This is a genomic window from Pseudomonas sp. R3-57 (assembly GCF_051132065.1).
Lineage (GTDB): Bacteria > Pseudomonadota > Gammaproteobacteria > Pseudomonadales > Pseudomonadaceae > Aquipseudomonas.
On record NZ_CP071655.1, the window covers coordinates 5923682 to 5942220 of the forward strand.

The 18539-nt window shown below is 61.8% G+C and carries 13 protein-coding genes and 1 tRNA gene; 4 read left to right on the top strand and 10 right to left on the bottom strand.

Annotated elements, in window-relative coordinates; genetic code table 11:
- Positions 1 to 109: 109 nt before the first annotated feature.
- Positions 110 to 2029 (bottom strand): phosphodiesterase DibA, encoded by a 1920-nt coding sequence (gene dibA, locus J3P93_RS26620; RefSeq protein ID WP_434593645.1) that lies wholly within the window; start codon positions 2027 to 2029, stop codon positions 110 to 112.
- Positions 2030 to 2175: 146 nt separating this feature from the next.
- Between dibA and desA the strand changes: the two genes are divergently transcribed.
- Complete coding sequence (gene desA, locus J3P93_RS26625) at positions 2176 to 3360, top strand: delta-9 fatty acid desaturase DesA (RefSeq protein WP_434593648.1); 1185 nt, start codon at positions 2176 to 2178, stop codon at positions 3358 to 3360.
- 145 nt (positions 3361 to 3505) lie between these two features.
- Entirely contained in the window at positions 3506 to 4495 is a 990-nt protein-coding gene (locus tag J3P93_RS26630) for a GGDEF domain-containing protein (protein ID WP_434593651.1), read from the top strand.
- Positions 4496 to 4633: 138 nt separating this feature from the next.
- Here the strand turns inward: J3P93_RS26630 and J3P93_RS26635 are convergent, their stop codons facing one another.
- The 3 genes from J3P93_RS26635 to gabD all read right to left on the bottom strand — a co-directional run bounded on the left by J3P93_RS26635 (position 4634) and on the right by gabD (position 8888).
- On the bottom strand, positions 4634 to 5845 hold the full coding sequence (locus J3P93_RS26635; protein ID WP_434593653.1) for an HDOD domain-containing protein: 1212 nt from the start codon (positions 5843 to 5845) through the stop codon (positions 4634 to 4636).
- 139 nt (positions 5846 to 5984) lie between these two features.
- The gene (gabT, locus tag J3P93_RS26640; RefSeq protein ID WP_434593656.1) at positions 5985 to 7262 is read right to left on the bottom strand and encodes a 4-aminobutyrate--2-oxoglutarate transaminase; all 1278 of its coding nucleotides are present in this window, start codon (positions 7260 to 7262) and stop codon (positions 5985 to 5987) included.
- 183 nt (positions 7263 to 7445) lie between these two features.
- Positions 7446 to 8888 carry an NADP-dependent succinate-semialdehyde dehydrogenase gene (gabD, locus tag J3P93_RS26645; protein WP_024011131.1) on the bottom strand — a complete coding sequence of 481 codons (1443 nt, stop codon included), beginning with the start codon at positions 8886 to 8888 and terminating at the stop codon, positions 7446 to 7448.
- A 431-nt stretch (positions 8889 to 9319) separates the two neighbouring features.
- Between gabD and J3P93_RS26650 the strand changes: the two genes are divergently transcribed.
- A tRNA-Arg gene (locus J3P93_RS26650) sits at positions 9320 to 9396 on the top strand.
- A 77-nt stretch (positions 9397 to 9473) separates the two neighbouring features.
- Here J3P93_RS26650 and J3P93_RS26655 read toward each other — a convergent pair.
- Together J3P93_RS26655 and J3P93_RS26660 are read right to left on the bottom strand one after the other, a co-directional pair.
- Entirely contained in the window at positions 9474 to 9707 is a 234-nt protein-coding gene (locus tag J3P93_RS26655) for a hypothetical protein (RefSeq protein ID WP_258450959.1), read from the bottom strand.
- Positions 9708 to 9777: 70 nt separating this feature from the next.
- The gene (locus J3P93_RS26660) at positions 9778 to 10338 is read right to left on the bottom strand and encodes a YbhB/YbcL family Raf kinase inhibitor-like protein (protein WP_434593660.1); all 561 of its coding nucleotides are present in this window, start codon (positions 10336 to 10338) and stop codon (positions 9778 to 9780) included.
- Between the two features lie 138 nt (positions 10339 to 10476).
- On the opposite strand from J3P93_RS26660, the gene J3P93_RS26665 reads away from it, so the two are divergent.
- A complete protein-coding gene (locus tag J3P93_RS26665) occupies positions 10477 to 12000 on the top strand; it encodes an FAD-dependent oxidoreductase (RefSeq protein ID WP_434593663.1) in 1524 nt (507 codons plus the stop codon).
- A gap of 43 nt (positions 12001 to 12043) precedes the next feature.
- Here the strand turns inward: J3P93_RS26665 and pgaD are convergent, their stop codons facing one another.
- Genes pgaD through pgaA form a run of 4 tightly spaced genes read right to left on the bottom strand, consistent with a single transcriptional unit; the run spans position 12044 to position 18415 of the window.
- Entirely contained in the window at positions 12044 to 12571 is a 528-nt protein-coding gene (pgaD, locus tag J3P93_RS26670; protein ID WP_434593666.1) for a poly-beta-1,6-N-acetyl-D-glucosamine biosynthesis protein PgaD, read from the bottom strand.
- Positions 12568 to 13923, bottom strand: coding sequence for a poly-beta-1,6-N-acetyl-D-glucosamine synthase (gene pgaC, locus J3P93_RS26675; protein WP_434593668.1), 1356 nt, complete (start codon positions 13921 to 13923; stop codon positions 12568 to 12570). Before pgaC ends, pgaD begins: the two co-directional genes overlap by 4 nt.
- Before the next feature lies 1 nt (position 13924).
- On the bottom strand, positions 13925 to 15922 hold the full coding sequence (pgaB, locus tag J3P93_RS26680) for a poly-beta-1,6-N-acetyl-D-glucosamine N-deacetylase PgaB (RefSeq protein ID WP_434593671.1): 1998 nt from the start codon (positions 15920 to 15922) through the stop codon (positions 13925 to 13927).
- Between the two features lie 12 nt (positions 15923 to 15934).
- Positions 15935 to 18415 carry a poly-beta-1,6 N-acetyl-D-glucosamine export porin PgaA gene (gene pgaA / locus J3P93_RS26685; protein WP_434593674.1) on the bottom strand — a complete coding sequence of 827 codons (2481 nt, stop codon included), beginning with the start codon at positions 18413 to 18415 and terminating at the stop codon, positions 15935 to 15937.
- Positions 18416 to 18539: the final 124 nt, after the last annotated feature.

Below are 18539 nucleotides of genomic sequence, written 5' to 3' on the forward strand. Positions count from 1 at the left end.
GTTTATATAACCAGAAAACCACTCCTTTCCACGCACTCCACAGGAACGCCGCCAACGGCGCTTTGCGCTGAGATTCCAACAGCCTCCCCGACGGGTATGAGTTGATGCGTCAACCCATCAACGGCGTGTGCGCCCAGTCAATCTCCTGCGCCGGGCTCGGCCGGCCAAACCAGTAGCCCTGCCCCAGATCGCATTCCTGTTCGAGCAGAAATTTCGCCTGCTCAATCTGCTCGATGCCCTCGGCATGCACCTGCATGCCCATGCTGCGGGCCAGCGCGATGATCACCCGGACGATCGCCACGTCATCGTCATCCCACGGCAAACCGGCGACAAAGCCCTGATCGATCTTGAGTTTCTGTACCGGCAAACGCTTGAGTCGCAACAGCGATGAATAGCCGGTGCCAAAGTCATCGATCGCCAGGCGGATACCCAGCTCACGCAAACGATGCATCTGCTCCAATGCGACTTCCGGGTCGTCCATCACCGCACTTTCGGTCACTTCCAGTTCCAGATACGCCGGCTCCAGGCCGGTGTCATGCAGCACCTGCGCCACCTGCTGATACAGCTCGCGCCGGGCAAACAGACGTGACGATACGTTCACCGCGACGAACGACAGCACCACGCCGGCCTGCTGCCATTGGCACATCTGCCGGCACGCCTGCTGCATGACCCACGCATCGATGTCGGCAATCAGCCCGGTGCGCTCGGCAATCGGGATGAATTCCGCAGGCGAGACCAGACCGCGCTGCGGATGCTGCCAGCGCACCAAGGCCTCGACGCCGATCAGCCGACTGCTGCGCAGGTCATGCACCGGTTGGTAGTAAACCCGCAGTTCCTGTTGCGCCAGCGCGCGGCGCAATTCAAAGGCGAGTTCCACGCGTTGCTGGGCGTGGGCGGTGAGTTCTTCGGTGTACAAGGCATAACCGTTGCGCCCGCTGCTTTTGGCCTTGAACAAAGCAGCATCGGCATTGCGCAGCAGTTGCTCGGCGCTCAGGGCATCGCTGGGGAACAGGCTGATGCCGATGCTGGCGTTGATCAACAATTCGTGGCCATCAATGCGAAACGCGTCCTTGAACGCATCGAGCATGCGTTGCGCCAGCGCCGCTGCCTGCACCGGCTGTGGACAACTTTCCGCGAGCACGGCGAACTCGTCACCGCCGAGCCGCGCGAGGGTGATGCCGGGCCCGAACAACCCCTGCAAACGCGCCGCCACGGCCTTGAGCAAGCGATCGCCCACGTTATGGCCGAGGCTGTCGTTGATCATTTTGAAGTGATCGAGATCGAGCATCAGCAGCGCGCAGCCGCGCTTGTGGATTTGCGCCGAGGCCAGCGCCTGCTCGGTGCGATCACCGAACAGCAGGCGATTGGGCAGATCAGTCAGCGGATCATGGTGCGCGAGATGTTTGAGTTCGTCCTCGGAGTGCTTGATCGCACTGATGTCGGAAAACACCGCGACGTAATGGCTGAGCCGTCCGTGGTCATCGTGAATCACGCGAATGGTTTGCCATTGTGGATAAATTTCGCCGCTTTTGCGCCGGTTCCAGATCTCCCCGCTCCATTCGCCCTGCGCCTGCAACGTGGCGAACATGGCCTGATAGAAACCCGGCGGGTGATGGCCGGACTTGAACAGGCTCGGCTGCTGGCCGATGACTTCTTCGCGTTGATAACCGGTGATCGCCATGAACGCGCGATTGACGTGGACGATCAGGCCCTGATGATTGGTGACCAGCACGCCTTCGCGGGTGCAGTCGAACACCGCTGCCGCCTGACGCAAACGCTCGCGATCGGCGTGACGCTCGCGCAACCGCGCGCCGATGCCGAGAAATCCATACAGGCGCGCCCGCGCCAGAAAGATCAGCCCGGCACTCACCGCGGCGAACAGGTAACCGTTGATCAGTTGCCATCGCGCGATATCGACGGGGTTATCGAAGAAATTGTTTAATAAATGATCAGTACCTTGCAGCCAGACAGCGGCAAGCACGAGATAGAGCAGCGCTGCACGCAAGGCATCGCGGTAAGTGGCAGGCATTCGGCTGTCCATGTCCCTACAAAAAGGTTGGAATTATAGGTCAAGAAACATCCAGCGACTCTTTCCTTGAAGGGCGACTGGTTTTATCCGTGTGCTTGGTGATAATGCAACGGCTGTTTTTATCTTTATCGAGGGCCCTATAGCCTATGTGGTACGAAGGTTTTCTTGGCTTGTCGGCCTGGTCGCTGATCGCGGTCACCCTGCTGATGACCCATGTGACGATTGTTGCCGTCACGGTCTATCTGCACCGTTATTCCGCGCATCGCTCGCTGGAGCTGAATGCCGGTCTGAAACATTTTTTCCGCTTCTGGCTGTGGCTGACCACGGCGCAGAACACCCGCGAGTGGACGGCCATCCACCGCAAACACCACGCCAAATGCGAAACCGAAGATGATCCGCACAGCCCGGTGATCAAAGGCCTGTCCACGGTGCTGCGCACCGGCGCCGAGTTGTACCGCGCCGAAGCGCAGAACCCGGAAACCCTGCGCATCTACGGCAAGAACTGCCCCGAAGACTGGATCGAGCGCAACCTCTACAGCCGTTACCCGCTGCTGGGCGTGGCGATCATGGGCGTCATCGACCTGCTGCTGTTCGGCACCATCGGCATCACCATCTGGGCGATCCAGATGATGTGGATTCCAGTGTGGGCCGCTGGCGTGATCAACGGTCTGGGCCACGCGGTCGGCTATCGCAACTTCGAATGCCGCGACGCGGCGACCAATCTGGTGCCTTGGGGCATCCTGATCGGCGGCGAAGAACTGCACAACAACCATCACACCTACCCTAATTCGGCCAAGCTGTCGGTGAAGAAGTGGGAATTCGACCTCGGCTGGGCGTGGATCAAGGTCTTCAGCTTCCTCGGTCTGGCCAGGGTTCAGCGAGTTGCGCCGATCGCGCACCGGGTCGAAGGCAAGGGCAGCCTGGACATGGATACCGCCATGGCGATCCTCAACAACCGCTTCCAGATCATGGCCCAGTATCGCAAGCTGGTAATCGGCCCGCTGGTCAAGCAGGAGCTGGCAAAGGTCGATCATTCGGTGCGCCACCAGTTCCACCGCGCCAAGCGCCTGCTGTCGCGCGAGACCAGTCTGCTGGAAGACCGTCATCACCTGCGCATTCAGACCATGCTCGAGCACAGTCAGGCGCTGAAGGTCATTTACGAAAAGCGCCTGGCCCTGCAACAGATCTGGGTCAAGACCAGTTCCAATGGCCACGACATGCTCGCCGCCATCAAGGACTGGATTCACGAGGCCGAGGCCAGCGGCATTCAGTCCCTCCGTGAATTCGCCGACCAGTTGAAAACCTACTCGCTGCGTCCTGCAGCCGTCTGAGACCGTTGATCGGTGCACCCGGCGTCCCGGGTGCACCGTTTGGAACTTCGCCGAAAATCGTCTATCTCAAAGACACTTCGCCACCCCGGCGGGCTGTATTGTGGCCGCTGTCGAACTCGCGGCACGCCCTTTGAGATTTGTGCCGATGGTCAACAACAATCCAAAAGACTCATCCGTTCCGCAGTGGCCCGAGGCCGCGCAAACCCTGATGGCGCTGATGCATGCGCAAGGCGAAGTCGCACGCCTGAGCGAGCGCGAACAGTTGTTCAGTTCCTTGCTGGTCAGCGTTAATGCCGTGCTCTGGGCATTCAACTGGGAAACCCGTCAGGTACTGTACGTCAGCCCCGCCTACGAACGGATTTTCGGTCGCTCCGCCGGGCTGCTGCTCGGCGACTACAACCAGTGGCGCGACAGCATCTATCCCGATGATCTGGACTACGCCGAGCGCAGCCTCGCCGAAGTGCTGCACAAGGGCGCGGTGGAAGATCGCGAGTACCGGATCATCGCCGCCGACGGCCAGGTGCGCTGGCTCAGCGACAAATGCTTCATCAATCGCCAGGACGATCCAGACCAACCGGTGATCATCGTCGGCATCGCCGAAGACATCACCGACAAGAAGCACATGGAAACCGAGCTGCAACGCCTGGCGACCACCGATGTGCTGACGCAAAGCAGTAACCGCCGACACTTCTTTGAATGCGCCAACCGCGAATTCGAGGAAGCACGCCTACGCGGTACGCCGATGGCGTTTTTGCTGCTGGATATCGACGATTTCAAAGCAATCAACGACAGCTACGGCCACCCGGAAGGCGACACCGTGCTGCAACGGATTGCCGAGTGTGGCCGCAGCTCATTGCGCCGTGGCGATCTGTTCGGGCGAATTGGTGGTGAAGAATTTGCTGCAGTGTTTCCCGGTTGTGCACCGGAAATGGCCATGCAAGTGGCGGAACGCTTGCAGCAGGAGATTCAGCGCTTGCAGTTCAGCCATGACGGCCAGACGTTCGGCATCACCGTGAGCCAAGGGCTGACCAGCCTGACCGATGAAGACAAAAGCCTCGACAACCTGTTCGCTCGCGCAGATGCGGCGATGTATGAAGCCAAGCGTCAGGGCAAGAACCGCATTATTTCTGCCTGACGCAATACACAAGCCCCACCCAGATTAACTGTAGGAGTGAGCCTGCTCGCAATAGCGGAGTATCAGGCAATAACCCTTCGACTGACCCTCCGCTATCGCGAGCAGGCTCACTCCTACATTGGGATTTGTGCGCTCCGGTTACTTGCGCATCCGCATCAACTCCGGCAATCCGATCTTCAGCAACCGCGCCGTGCGGCTCTTCGCCAGTTCCTCGACACCCTCATGCTCGGTCAGCCGCGCCATCTGTGCCGCCATGTTCATCACCAGCGCCTCACGGGAATACACCCCACCGCCAAGCTGATAGACCGAGGCGATCAGTTCACGCAGTTCCAGCGGCAGACGCCAGCGCGTACGCAATGCAGAGCCATACGCCGCGCCGAACTGTGCCAGCGCTTCGCCGACTTCCTCCTGCTCGTCCAGCGCCCCGCCCGCCTGTTGCCACTCCTGCAGACAACGCAGCAGCGCCAGATCACCGAGGCGGTGAAGCATGCCGGCGCAATAACAGCGTTCCTGATCCAGATCGAGCAATCGCGCCAGGGTGCGCGCATATTCGGCGGTGTGCAGTGACAAACCCCAATAACGCTCGGCGTAGTCCGCCAGACACGGATCGCTGAGCCGGGCACTGCGCTTGAGCGCCAGGCCGAGGATCAGATTCATGCTCTGCCCGGTACCGAGCCGATGCAGAGCTTGCGCCAGCGTCTGCACCGGCGCGCCATGGTGCTGCGCCGCGCTGTTGGCCGCGGCGATCAACACCGCCATGATCTGCGGATCGGTGCGAATCTCTACTTCGAGCAGCTTCAGGTCGAGGCCATCGGGATTGAGGCTGCGCTTCACCGCCACTTGCACATCGGTCATCAACGGCGCGCCGTCGGTTTGCTCACGGCGCCGCTCCAGAAACACTGCCAGGGTCATGCCCGGCGCAAGGGCCGGCACTTCACAAAACACTTCCTGGCCTGCGCTGAGCAGCAAACCCTGCAAACGCTCGGTCAGGCCCTCCATGTTCAAGGGTTTGGTCAGATACGCCGTAGGCGCCAGCGGGATGGCTTCGCGCACGCTGGCACTGTCGTTGCGGCTGCTCATCAGAATGAACGGCAGCGGCGGGTTGCGCTTGCGCTGACGCACGCTGCGCAGCACGTTCAAGCCGTCGACGCCGGGCAACTCCCAGTCGACGATGGCCAGGTCATAAGGGATTTCAGTGAGCATCGACAGCGCTTGCTGGCCATCGGCACACAGATCCAGCCGCGCATCGCAACGCACGTTCAGCAGCACTTGTTTGAGCAGATCGCGCGACCACGGGTCGGCCTCGGCAATCAGCACGCGCGGTACGGCGGGTAATTCAACGGCAATCATGCACGCACTCCCTGGCAATGCCTTGACCTTAGCCAATGCTGGCCAATCGTTACAGCGCGAAACGCCGATATGTTTGCACCGGCACGAAAAAACCCGCCGAAGCGGGTTTTTTGTCGAGCCGATCACAGAATGTCGAAGCTTACAGCTCCGAGAAGCACTCTTCGATGATCGCCAGACCTTTGTCCAGTTGCTCGTCCGGCGAGGTCAGCGGTACGAGTACGCGCAGCACGTTGCCATAGGTGCCGCAGGACAGCAGGATCAGGCCCTTGTCACGCGCTTTGGCCACCACGGCTGCTACAGCAGTCGGGTTTGGCTTATGGCTGTCGCCGTTCTCGAACAGCTCGACCGCGATCATCGCGCCCAGGGCACGCACTTCGCCGATGACCGGGTATTTGGCCTGAATGTTTTTGAGGCCAGTGACCAGACGCTCGCCAACAGCCTTGCAGCGGTCCAGCAGGTGTTCTTCTTCGAACACTTCCATCACCGCCAGCGCAGCGGCACAAGCGATCGGGCTACCGGCGTAGGTGCCGCCGAGGCCACCTGGGGCAATGGCGTCCATGTATTCGGCCTTGCCGCAGACACCGGCCAGCGGGAAGCCGCCAGCGATGGATTTGGCGAAGGTGGTCAGGTCGGCAGCAACGCCCATCTGCTCCATGGCGAAGAAGGTACCGGTACGGCCAGCGCCGGTCTGTACTTCGTCAGCGATCAGCAGGATGCCGTGCTGATCGCACAGCGCGCGCAGGCGCTTCATGAACTCTTTCGGCGCGATGTAGAAACCACCTTCGCCCTGCACCGGCTCGATGATGATCGCAGCGATGTCTTTCGGCTCGGCGTCGTTCTTGAATATGCGCTCGATCGAAGCGATCGAATCGTCGATGCTCACGCCGTGCAGTTCGTTCGGGTACAGCGCGCGGAAGATGCCGCCTGGCATCAGGCCCATGCCGGCGGAGTACGGCACGACTTTACCGGTCAGACCGAGAGTCATCATGGTGCGGCCGTGGTAGGCGCCGGTGAAGGCGATCACGCCGGCGCGACCCGTGGCGGCACGGGCGATTTTCACGGCGTTTTCGACGGCTTCGGAACCGGTGGTGACCAGCAGTGTTTTCTTGGCGAAATCACCTGGGACCTTGGCGTTGATTTTTTCGCACAGCTCCACGTACGGCTCGTAGGCCAGTACCTGGAAGCAGGTGTGGGTCAGCTTGTTCAGCTGCTCGGTCACGGCGGCGATGATTTTCGGGTGCACGTGGCCGGTGTTGAGTACCGCGATACCGCCAGCGAAGTCGATGAATTCACGACCTTCAACGTCAGTCACGGTGGCGTTCTTCGCGGATTCGGCGAAGATCGGGTGAATCTGGCCAACACCGCGGGGTACAGCGGCGGTACGACGGGCCATCAGTTCAGCGTTAGTCTTGCTCATTACAGTCCTCATTCGCCGCTCATCGGGCGGCGTGGTTCAAGGATGAAGCGGGAGGAATCGGCGGTGGCAGCATGCGATGATCGACTGCCACGGCGTTCCCGGCCGCAGAGAAAATGCAGGTTTCAAGCCACGCAAAGGGACAGCGCTCTCGTGCCCTTTGCGTTTACAGCGATCTCGCAGGGTTTAGATGCCCAGGCAGAGGTATTTGATTTCCAGGTAATCTTCGATGCCGTACTTGGAGCCTTCACGGCCCAGGCCCGAGGCCTTGATGCCGCCGAACGGCGCGACTTCGTTGGAGATCAGCCCGGTATTGACGCCCACCATGCCGTATTCCAGCGCTTCAGCGACACGGAACACACGACCGAGGTCGCGCGCATAGAAGTACGAGGCCAGACCAAACTCGGTGTCGTTGGACATCGCGATCACTTCGGCTTCGTCTTTGAAACGGAACAGTGGCGCCAGCGGGCCGAAGGTTTCTTCCTTGGCCACCGCAGCGTTTTTCGGCACGTTGGTCAGAATGGTCGGCTCGAAGAAGTTGCCTTCCATCGCCTTGCCCCCAGCCAAAACGGTCGCGCCTTTGCTCACGGCGTCAGCGATATGCTCTTGCACCTTGGCCACGGCTTTTTCGTCGATCAGCGGGCCCGTGGTGGTACCGTCTTCCAGACCGTTGCCGATCTTCAGCTTGGCGACTGCCACTTTCAGCTTCTCGGCGAACGCATCGTAGACCGCGTCCTGAATGTATAGACGGTTGGCGCAGACGCAGGTCTGGCCGTTGTTGCGGTACTTGGAGATGATCGCGCCTTCGACGGCCTTATCCAGGTCGGCGTCGTCGAACACGATGAACGGCGCGTTGCCGCCCAGTTCCAGCGAGACTTTTTTGATGTCTTTGGCGCATTCGGCCATCAACTGGCGACCAATTTCGGTCGAGCCGGTGAAGGACAGCTTGCGCACGATCGGGTTGCTGGTCAGCTCACTGCCGATGTCGCCGGCGCTGCCGGAGACCACGCTGAACACGCCCGCCGGAATGCCCGCGCGCTGGGCCAGTTCGGCCAGGGCGAAAGCGGAAAATGGCGTCTGCGAAGCCGGCTTGAGCACCATGGTGCAACCGGCGGCCAGGGCTGGACCGGCCTTGCGGGTGATCATCGCCGCCGGGAAGTTCCACGGGGTGATTGCAGCGGTGACGCCGATCGGCTGTTTGATCACGATCAGGCGCTTGTCCGGCTGGTGGCCTGGAATCACGTCACCGTAGATGCGTTTGGCTTCTTCAGCGAACCACTCGATGAACGACGCGGCGTAAACGATTTCGCCCTTGGCTTCGGCCAGCGGCTTGCCCTGCTCGAGGGTCATCAGGCGCGCGAGGTCGTCCTGGTTTTCGATCATCAGTTCGAACCAGCGACGCAGCTTGCCGGCACGCTCTTTGGCGGTCAGCGCACGCCACGCCGGCAGCGCCTTGTCGGCGGCTTCGATGGCACGACGGGTTTCGGCAGCGCCCATCTTCGGCACGGTGCCGAGGATTTCGCCAGTCGCCGGGTTGTTGACCTTGATCGTCTGACCGTTGTCCGCATCGACCCAAGCGCCATCGATGAAGGCTTGCTGGCGGAACAACTGGGTGTCTTTGAGCTGCATGTCGGCTTTCCTTAACAGCACCGCGGCCAGCGCGGAGCAAAATTATGATTGTAGAAAGGCGCCTCGCAAGGCTGCCGTCAGGGAAATCAGTGACCGGGTGTGGCGCAGGAGCAGTGCACGATTGGCAACACCAGCGCTTCGACACCCAGCAAAGAGCGTTTGAAATCTCAAACGGATCGTAGGATCAAAGGGGTTAAAGGACAATAGGTCGTTCGAAAAAAAGAACAAAAAGCCCATTTTTCAGATCAACGCACCCAAAACCCCTACCGCAGGAAAGACCTTAGATCAACCCCGGCAAAGCGCCAAGCGAGGGTTTTGCAGGACGTTACCGCTTTCTGGAATGCAGCGATTTCGCCGACACGCGCCCTGACAAAACCCGCCAAAACCCGGCATGGACGCCCCGAGTCGACCTAGGTATGATGTCGCCCGCTGCACCAGTAGCTCAGCTGGATAGAGTACTGCCCTCCGAAGGCAGGGGTCGTGGGTTCGAATCCCGCCTGGTGCACCATGAATCAAAACGAGAAAGCCCCGGGCTGTGATGGTCCGGGGCTTTTTTGTGGCCGATGGGTAACCGTTGGATCAACGTCACTCCGTCGTCCAGTCAAACTCATCATATTCATCGTCGTCGCCCTCCTCCTCAACCTCGTCAAACACCTCGTCTTCATCATCAACGAGGTCTTCCTCCGGCTGATTGAGCAAAAACTCCTTGCGCGTCTCGGTAACGGCACGCCGCATCTGCTCGCCTTTTTCCGGGCAGTTGAGCAGTTGGGCGATGCGGTCGATTTTTGCTGCCACGGTGTCCTCCAGCGCATTGGCCATGGCCCGATAGTGCGCGTTTTTGCGGGCCAATGCCAAATGGCTGGCGGGTTGGGGCCGTCAGCCAGAGACCTTAGCGGTGATATCGCCGCACCGCGCTGCTATTGCGCAGCACATGGCCTTTGATTTTTTCCATCAGCTCGGCGCGGGTCAGGCCAGCGGGTAAGGCGTCGGGGGCTAGGTCCAGAGCGTAGATCTGGATGATGTAGTGGTGCGCGCTATCGCCAACGGGCGGGCATGGGCCCATGTAATGGGTGTTGCCTTTGCTGTTGGTGCCGCCGACGCCTTCGAGGGCGGATTTGGCGCCGACGCCGGCGGCGATCTGGCGGGTCGCGGGTTTGATGCCGTAGTGAATCCAGTGGTCGACACCCATGCCTTTCTGGCCGTCCGGGTCATGCATGACGATGGCGTAGCTCTGGGTTCCGGCCGGGCCGGCGTTCCAGCTCAGCGCGGGCGACTGGTTTTTGCCGCCGCAACCCTGGGCGTCGCTGGCGGCGGCCGAGGTGAACAGGCGGTTATCGGAAACACCCGGGATGCTCAGGGTGAAGCGTTCCTGGGCCTGCGCCGGAAACTGCACGCAAAGGGCGACGGCAACGGCCGCCAGCCAAGGGTTGAGAGAGGTCAATCGGGTCATTCCGGGAGCACCTTGTGCAGTGGGGCCGTCGTCGGCCTGCAAACTATAGCCGTACCGTTCGTGCCGTGGCAGTAGCAAATGGCTGAACCTCGAATTGCCGCACGCGTTCACAAGAAAAACGCCTGTGAGGAAACCACCATGCCCCTGCACCGTGTCGCCCGTTTCGCCGATGTTCCGCGAGATCGAGGCCTGCAAGTGCAAATCGGTGACTGCAAGATCGTGCTGTTGCGGGCCAACGGCCAATTGCGTGCGTTTCAAGGACTGTGTCCGCATGCCGGCGCGCCGTTGGCCGAAGGCGCGCTGTGCCATGGGCGGTTGATCTGCCCTTGGCATAAAGCCGCGTACCGCGCCGAGGATGGTGCCCTGTGCGAGCCGCCTTCACTCGACAGTCTCAAGCGTTATCCGCTGGAGTTGCGCGGCGATGAAGTCTGGGTCGATGACCAGCCGCTGCCCGATCCGCATACGCCGCCCGCCGACGATCCAAGGACGTTCGTGGTGGTCGGCGCCGGTGCGGCAGGTACCGCTTGCGCAGCCGCGCTGCGGGAGAAAGGTTTCGGCGGACGCGTCGTGCTGGTCGACGGCGAAGCGGATGCCGGCTACGACCGCACGGTGCTGAGCAAATTTGTGCTTGCCGGCGAGATGTCGCCAAAGGAAGTACCGCCCCTGCGTGATGAGGCGTTCTATCAAGCGCAGCGCATCGAGCGGGTGCAAGGCGAAGTCAGCTCAATCGAGGCGCCGAGCAAAACCCTTCATCTGAGCAACGGCGGCGTTCTGCGCTACGACGCTGCGGTACTGGCTACCGGCGGCGCGCCCAACCCGCTGAAGCTGCCCGGCGCCGATCTGGCCAATGTCTTCGTGCTGCGCTCGAAAACCCACGCCGAACAGATCATCGGCGCCGCTCAAGCGGATCAGCGCGCGGTGATCATCGGCGACAGCTTCATCGCCCTCGAATGCGCTTCGGCCCTGCGTCAGCACGGCCTCGACGTCACCGTACTGGCGCGCCATGCAACCCCTTTCGCCAAGCAGTTCGGCGAAGCCGTCGGCAAGGCGATTCGCACGTTGCACGAAGAACACGGGGTGAAATTCATCACTGACCATGAGGCCACGGAAATTCTTGGTGAGGACCGGGTCGAGGCGGTGCTGCTGGACAACGGTCTGCGCCTCGCGGCTGATCTGGTGCTGGCCGGGATCGGCGTGCATCCGGCCACCGAGGCGTTCGCGTCCTTGCCCAGAGAGGACGACCAATCGTTGCGCGTCAATGGCGGCATGCGCGTGAGCGAGGGGTTATGGGCCGTCGGTGATATCGCCACGTTCCCGTTGAACGGCCAGCCGCAACGCATCGAACACTGGCGCCTGGCGCAACAACACGCGCGCATCGCGGCTGCCAACATGCTCGGTGGCGATGAGCATTACCTGGATGTGCCGTATTTCTGGACTTATCACTTTGGCAAGAACTACGACTATCTCGGTCACGCCGACGCGTGGGATGAAGTCGAATTTGATGGCGAGCCGGAGAAACCGCCGTTCATTGGCCTGTTCGCCAAAGACGGCGTTGTGGTCGCAGCGGTGGCGTGCGACAGGCAGCGCGCGATTGCGCTGCTTGCCGAGCGGATGAAACAGCCGCTGTCGATGGCCGAAGCGTGGAAGCTGATTCGCGACTAACACCGATCGTTTCCACGCGGAGCGTGGGAACGATCAGATTGGGTTAACGGATCAGGGTTTCGCGCTGTTCGTCATCTTCGGCATGCAGGAAGATCACCCGCGGATGCTCCAGCGGCGCCAGCGGTGGCGGCAGCTCCGCTGGCTGTACTGGCCTAAAATGCGTTTCCACGTGACTGATGTCGCCGTCCTGATCGTTGTGGATAGTCATCACTCCCGGCGTGCGCAGTTTCTGCAAGCGTTCGTCACACAATTTGAAGCTCTTGCTCAGCCCTTGGTCGTCGATCACCGGCGAGGGCAAACGGCGCTGGGCGAAGCTGCGACTTTTACGCTGTTGGTAACGCGCCCAGCCAATCAGCACCACCGCGTTGACCAGCGCCACCCACAAATAGATCTGCAAGGTACCCAGCGCATCGAACGCCGAGTTGTCGATGCGCGGCCCGCCGGCGTGGGTCTCGATCAACGGCCAGAGGCCGCGAATCAGCAGAAACAGCAGGCCGACCCACGCCACCAGCGTGATCAGCACATCGATCACCAGCAGAACGGGGCGCTGGCGGGTCCGGATGATTTTCATTTGATGACCTCCTCTTCGTCGTCGCCGAGCGGTTTGATGCCCCGGTCAGGGCTGACCCAGCGCGCACGTTGCTGATGTTGGCCGAACAAGACTTTGGGAAAGCTGACCAGCGTAGTCAGCAAACTGACGAACCAGAATGCGATCGGATACCAGACCACCCAGAACATGGTCTTGCCCAGACCCGGCTCGTAGCGGCGGTCGATGATGATGCTGACGCCGAACTGCACCAGGCACACGAACGCGAGCAGCAACCCGGTGAACGCCGGTGGCATCAAGTGATGCACAGCGATCGCCTCGGGCATGACCACGAACTTGCCTACGCCCCAGAAAATCACCGAGAGCAGGAAGGTGAACGCCCAGCCGGTCGACAGGCAGTATTCGAACAGCAGCGGCCACAGGTAACGATGGCGGTACTGCCAGATGCCACGGATGTTCTTGAACAGCACTTCGGCACCGCCCTGAGCCCAGCGCAGGCGCTGCTTCCACAAGCCGCCGAGGGTTTCCGGCATCAGAATCCAGCACAGCGCGCGCGGCTCATAGAAGATGCTCCAGTGATCGAGTTGCAGCTTCCAGCTGATATCGATGTCTTCGGTGATCATGTTCGGGCTCCAGTAGCCGACCCGGTTCAGCGCCGTGCGGCGGAACGCGACAATCACCCCGGACACGGTAAAGATCCGCCCGAACACCCGTTGCGTGCGCTTGATCAGGCCGATGATCGACGAGAACTCACCGACCTGCACCCGCCCGACCAGCGTCGAACGCGTGCGAATCCGTGGGTTGCCGGTCACCGCGCCGAGACGGGCGTTATCCAGCATCGGCGCGACCAGATAGGCCGCGGTGTTCGGCGCCAGCAGCGCGTCACCGTCAATGCACACCAGATACTCGCTGCGCGCGGCGATGGCGCCCATACGCAGCGCCACGGCCTTGCCCTGGTTCTCCGCCAGATGCAGCACGCGCAGGCGTGGATCTTCCATGGCCAGCGCATCGAGGACTTCGGCGGTGTTGTCCTTGGAACCATCGTTGATCGCGATGACTTCGATGTTCGGATAATGCTGGGCCAGTGCCGCGTGAATGGTATCGGCAGCGTTTTCACCTTCGTTGTAGCAAGGGATCAGGATTGAGATCAGCGGCTCGCCGGCCAGCGGCGGCGGCAAGGTGTCGTCTTTCCACGGCCAGTGGCGCTCCCAGTGCAGCCAGAAATACAGGCCGCCGGAAATCCACAGGCCGGACATGAACAGCGGGTAGAAGAACACGAAGTCCATCAGGAACTGCCCGGTGACCAGGAAGATCAGGCCCAGCGGCACGCCGAGGACGAGCGCCAGAACCAGCAGGGCTAACAGTCTATCCAGCATCTCAGGGATTCCACTTGTTGGAGAGCGCAGGCCGTACGGTTTTCAGGTCCGGCAGGTTGTCGAGAAAGTTGTCCGGGTAATAACCGAAACTGGTCGCACCCTGACGCTTGAGACGGCCCATCCAGTCGGCCAGTTGTGCCGCGTCGATATCGGCCTGGTCCTTCTTGGTCCAGTCCCGCGCCTGCAATTCGAAGACGGTGCGGTGCAGCGCGCCGGGACGTTTCTTGACGGTGGCGACCAACGCTTCCAGCCACGGGCCGGACTGCGCCTGGGTCTGTTTTTCCATCAGCGGCATGGCCATCGGCGCGGTCCAGTCGTAGGTCGCGAGGAAGTCATCGAGGTTCTGTGCAAACCAGGCTTCGCTCTCAGGATTGAGCATCGGCTCGGCAAAGATGTTGCGCGCGGTCAGCACTTGCGGACCACGAATGGCGCGGACCTTGGCCGTCAGCTCGTTAGTGAAATCGATAAGGTAGCGGCTCTTGAAGCGCGTCCAGCGTTGCAGCGCTGCCGGGTCATCGCGCAGCGCGGCAATCGAACCCGGCAGACCCTGAGCGGCGTAGGCTTTCAGCGCTTGCGGACCGGCGTCTTCGAAGTCCGACAGCACCGCGTCGTCGTGATAGAGAATGCCGTCGACCGAGGTCAGTCGCGCGACGTCCTCGTAGATCTCACCGATGATGCGCCGCACTTCGGGATCGAACGGTGACAGGCGTTGGTACTGATCCGGATCCACCGAAGTGCTGGCGGTTTTCGGGTCCCAGCGCGTCACGCGTGGCAGCTTCGGGTCCAGCGCGAAACTGAGCACCGGCATCCACGCGTAGACCTTTACATGAGCCCGGGTGCGCAACTGCCACGCCACGCGATCGAACAGATCGGCGCGTACCGGCAAGTGGCGGTTGGGGAAGTACAGCGAGTGCACCAGACCGTCGCCCTTGGGGTCGGCGAAGGCTTGCAGGAACACCGTGTTGGCGCCCAGGTCAGCCATGCGCTGCACCAGTTTGCCGAGGTTGATGTCCTGCTGTCCCGGGTCCGGGTCGTAGACATTGTCCAGATCGACATGCACCACGCGCATGGCCTGCTGCGCCTGCACACCGACCACGCTGTTGGCGAAATGCTCGCCGTCCGGGTCGGAGGCGACGAGGAAACGCGGGCTGCTCATCAGGTTGTCGAGGGCGTCGAGACCATCGTCCAGCGTCAGGGCCATTTCGTAGCCTTCCTCACCGACCACCGTCAGTGACGTGCCGTCCGCCGCACCATACGGCCAGACCCAGACCCGCGGTTTCTTGCCGGTGGCCTTGCGGATCTTCTCGGAAATATCGCCCACGTCGGTGCGAATCCGTGCGCGGAAATCGGCTTCGGACTCGTAGCGTTTGGTGACCGGGTCGTAACGTCGGGTCGCGGCGGCCGGCTGCAGGTTGCCCTGCGGGTTGGCGAGGATGCCCTTGTGGTTGGCGTCGGTGTGCGCGGCGATTTCCACCAGACCGGATTGCGAGATCTCGCGCACCTGATCCCAGGTCAGGAAGTCGGAACGCGCTCGCGGCGTGCCGGCGAAATCCACCGGTTGATTGAGCGGGGTGTCGACCCAGGTACCGACCGGCGCCAGCAGCGCGTGCCAGTTGTAGGCGCGCAGCACCGGCAGTACGCGGGTGTAGAAGCTCGCATAACCGTCGTCGAAGCTCAGCAGCACGGCTTTCGCCGGCAGCTGCGGCCCGCCCTTGCGTGCAGCCATGATCTGGTCGACCGTCACCGGCTGGTAGCCGTTTTCGCGCAGCCACGCCAGTTGTTCGATCATGCGCTCGGTGCGTACCGCCACCACGGCCTGATCGGGGTCACGGTCTTCGACATCGTGATAGGCGATGCCGAGAAAATGGTTTTTCGGCCATGGCTGTTCACTGGCAACCACCGGGCGCTCGGAGGGTGGCGCGAAGGCCGGGGCTTGCTGGGCGCAGGCACTGATCAGCAGCGCTCCCAGCAGAAGGATCAAACGCGAGATAAAAGGCATGTTCAAACTCTTCTAGAAGCGCAAAGTCAGGTCGACGAGCAGGCGCAGATCGGTTTCTCGATCTCCGTCGTAGGGCCGGTTGATCACACTGAACAGGCCGCCAACCTCGAACACATCGTTCCACGCATAACGTTGGCCGTAGCCGAGCAGGGCCATGCCGCCGGTGCCGTGATCACGCTGACTGTAGGTCCCCGCGCCGGCCTGGAATTGCTGACTCCAGACCGTTTCGTAGCGGTGATAAAGGACGTGATTGACGTTGACCAGCGGCATCACGCTGAAGTCGGATTTCGGGTTGAAATACGGCACGTCATCGGATTTCGAGTTGTGGCTGCTGCCGATTTCCAGACCGGCATCAACCTGCAGGTTCGGCGCGCTGTAGACGCCCTCACGACCGGTGAGCAAGGCTTCGACGCGGTTATTGCCATCACTGAAGTGCGACGGGCTCACCGACAGGCGCCACTCGCGGCTTTCATTGGCGCGCCAGCGCAGGAACGCGCTGCCGCCATTGGCCTTGATATCGCTGTTGAGCGCGCGCAAAGGCGTTTCGGCCGACAGGTATTCGAGGCTGCCGCCGTACTGCCAGTGATCGTTGATGTCGCGGGCCAGCGCCAGCCGCGCGCCCTGCTTGTCGCCGAAACCGTAGTCGTGATTGGAGACTTCCGCTTCAAGGGTCATGTCACGGGTGCGCCGCTCCAGACCGACACGCTGGAAGCGATGGTGACCGGTGCCTTCAGCGAAATCGCCGGTGGCGTAACCGAGGCCGGCGAACACGCGCCAGTCTTCGTTGATCGGCGGGCTGTACAGGGTGCTCTGGATGCCGAAATCGCGACTGCCACTGACCGCGCCAGCATCGCCACTGCCGCCGCCGTTGGCCTTGCCGCCGTAGGCTTCGACGCGCAGTTCGGCCATGTCGTGGACTTCGCGTTCACGGGCCAGACGCTGCACCTGGCGGTTGTCCGGGTTACGCGCCACCACGTCGTCGACCAGCGCATCGTTCTGCCGCCATTCCTGCAGTTCCATGGCAGTGCGCGCCTGCGCCACTTCCAGACCGATGTCGCGCGGCGCGATACTCTCGGTTTCCTTGAGCTGGTTTTCCGCGCGGCGTGGCCATTGCCGCGCCAGGTACAGGTCAGCCTGCGCCAGACGCAAGCCGACATTGCCCGGCGCCTGATCAACCAGCGTTTGCAGACGCTCCTCACCGTGGGGCAAATCGGCGCTGTAAGTGCCGGCCTGTGCCGCCAGTTGCTGGGCGTCCATCCACTCATCGTTGGGGTTGCCGATCGGCAGGCCCTTGAGTTCGACGCGCGGGCGCTGTGATTTGGCGAGGTCTTCGGCGACCTTGCGCGCTTCGTCGGCGCGGTCGCTTTCCAGCAACGAGTAATAGAGTGCCGTGGTGTCTTCAAGGCGATTACCACTATCGGCGTCCGGTGCCGAGAGCACCTGCCGATACAGGTCGGTGGCGATTTCCGGCTGACGCTGATCCAGACAGGACGCCGCGACCCAGCGCAACGCGTAGGTCGGAATCTTCACGCCTTCGTCTTGCAGCTTCTGATATTCGCTGATGACCTCAGCCGTGCGTGCCCGCGCCTTGAGCGCGCCCATGCGGTCGATGCGCCAGCGGATCACGTCGTCGTGAGCCGTAGCATCCGGCGTCCAGGTGGCGAGCAACTGGTCGTAATCGGCCAGTGCGCGATCGGCGATGACGTAGCGTTCCTTTTCGCTGCGTGTGGCAAGTTCGGCGAGGCGCACGCGCTCGGCAGCCAGATCGCCTTCGAGGCGGCGCAGGGTCACCGGATCGATCAGCCCCGGACGCTGCCTGGCCAGGCGCAAGGCCGGCTCCGGCAAGCGCGCTTTTTGCAGCGCGACCACGTATTCACGGGCGACTTCCGGTTTGCTGCCGGCGCGGATAAATGCCTGATCGTATTCGAACAACGCGTCGTATTGCTTGCCAGCGCGGGTCAAGGCATAGCCCAGCGCCAGACGCCGCGCAGGATCATCGGGTTTGGCGGCGACCAGCGCTTTGGCCCATGTCACCGCTTCATCAGGTTTGCCGGCATCCGCCTGAGTCAGGGCCAGGCCCAATTGCAGGTCGGCGTTATCCGGCTCCCGAGCCAAGGCCTTGTTGTAGACCTCAGTGGCTTTATCCCAGCGCTTGAGGTTGCGGTAGGCGCGCGCGGTGGCCGTGAGCGCCTGCACCGGCAGCACGCGGTCGCGGCCCTGGGCCTCGTAGACCTGCACCACCTCGGCGTCGAATCCGGCCCAACTGGCGATTTGCAGGTGATCGCTGATTTGCCCGGTGCTCGCCTGACCCGGCGGCACCTGGCGCAACACGGTCAGCGCAGGCGTGTAGTGACCCACGCGAGCATCGCGCACCATCTGATCGTAGGCTGTGTCGGCGAACGCGCAGGCCGGCCAGAGCAACTGGCTGCACAGCGCGACTCGAAACAAAGGGCGTAAACCACGATGTAATACAAGACCATCAATACGCGGCATTCGTCAGCATCCTTACATGGCCAGCCGGGTCGCGATGCCCCTCTTTGCCCATTCGTAACGGTGGCCGATTGCAACGTCCAGAGGCCACGCTTAGTCAGGCAGTGTTGCACGCAAGCGTAGACCA

What these genes read in the sequence shown, in the direction of transcription:
- gabD (WP_024011131.1), bottom strand. Translation starts at nt 8,888, where the DNA reads ATGCAGCTCAAAGACACCCAGTTGTTCCGCCAGCAAGCCTTCATCGAT.
- J3P93_RS26655 (WP_258450959.1), bottom strand. Translation starts at nt 9,707, where the DNA reads ATGGCCAATGCGCTGGAGGACACCGTGGCAGCAAAAATCGACCGCATC.
- pgaB (WP_434593671.1), bottom strand. Translation starts at nt 15,922, where the DNA reads ATGCCTTTTATCTCGCGTTTGATCCTTCTGCTGGGAGCGCTGCTGATC.
- J3P93_RS26630 (WP_434593651.1), top strand. Translation starts at nt 3,506, where the DNA reads ATGGTCAACAACAATCCAAAAGACTCATCCGTTCCGCAGTGGCCCGAG.
- pgaC (WP_434593668.1), bottom strand. Translation starts at nt 13,923, where the DNA reads ATGCTGGATAGACTGTTAGCCCTGCTGGTTCTGGCGCTCGTCCTCGGC.
- desA (WP_434593648.1), top strand. Translation starts at nt 2,176, where the DNA reads ATGTGGTACGAAGGTTTTCTTGGCTTGTCGGCCTGGTCGCTGATCGCG.
- dibA (WP_434593645.1), bottom strand. Translation starts at nt 2,029, where the DNA reads ATGCCTGCCACTTACCGCGATGCCTTGCGTGCAGCGCTGCTCTATCTC.
- J3P93_RS26665 (WP_434593663.1), top strand. Translation starts at nt 10,477, where the DNA reads ATGCCCCTGCACCGTGTCGCCCGTTTCGCCGATGTTCCGCGAGATCGA.
- J3P93_RS26660 (WP_434593660.1), bottom strand. Translation starts at nt 10,338, where the DNA reads ATGACCCGATTGACCTCTCTCAACCCTTGGCTGGCGGCCGTTGCCGTC.
- J3P93_RS26635 (WP_434593653.1), bottom strand. Translation starts at nt 5,845, where the DNA reads ATGATTGCCGTTGAATTACCCGCCGTACCGCGCGTGCTGATTGCCGAG.
- pgaD (WP_434593666.1), bottom strand. Translation starts at nt 12,571, where the DNA reads ATGAAAATCATCCGGACCCGCCAGCGCCCCGTTCTGCTGGTGATCGAT.
- pgaA (WP_434593674.1), bottom strand. Translation starts at nt 18,415, where the DNA reads ATGCCGCGTATTGATGGTCTTGTATTACATCGTGGTTTACGCCCTTTG.
- gabT (WP_434593656.1), bottom strand. Translation starts at nt 7,262, where the DNA reads ATGAGCAAGACTAACGCTGAACTGATGGCCCGTCGTACCGCCGCTGTA.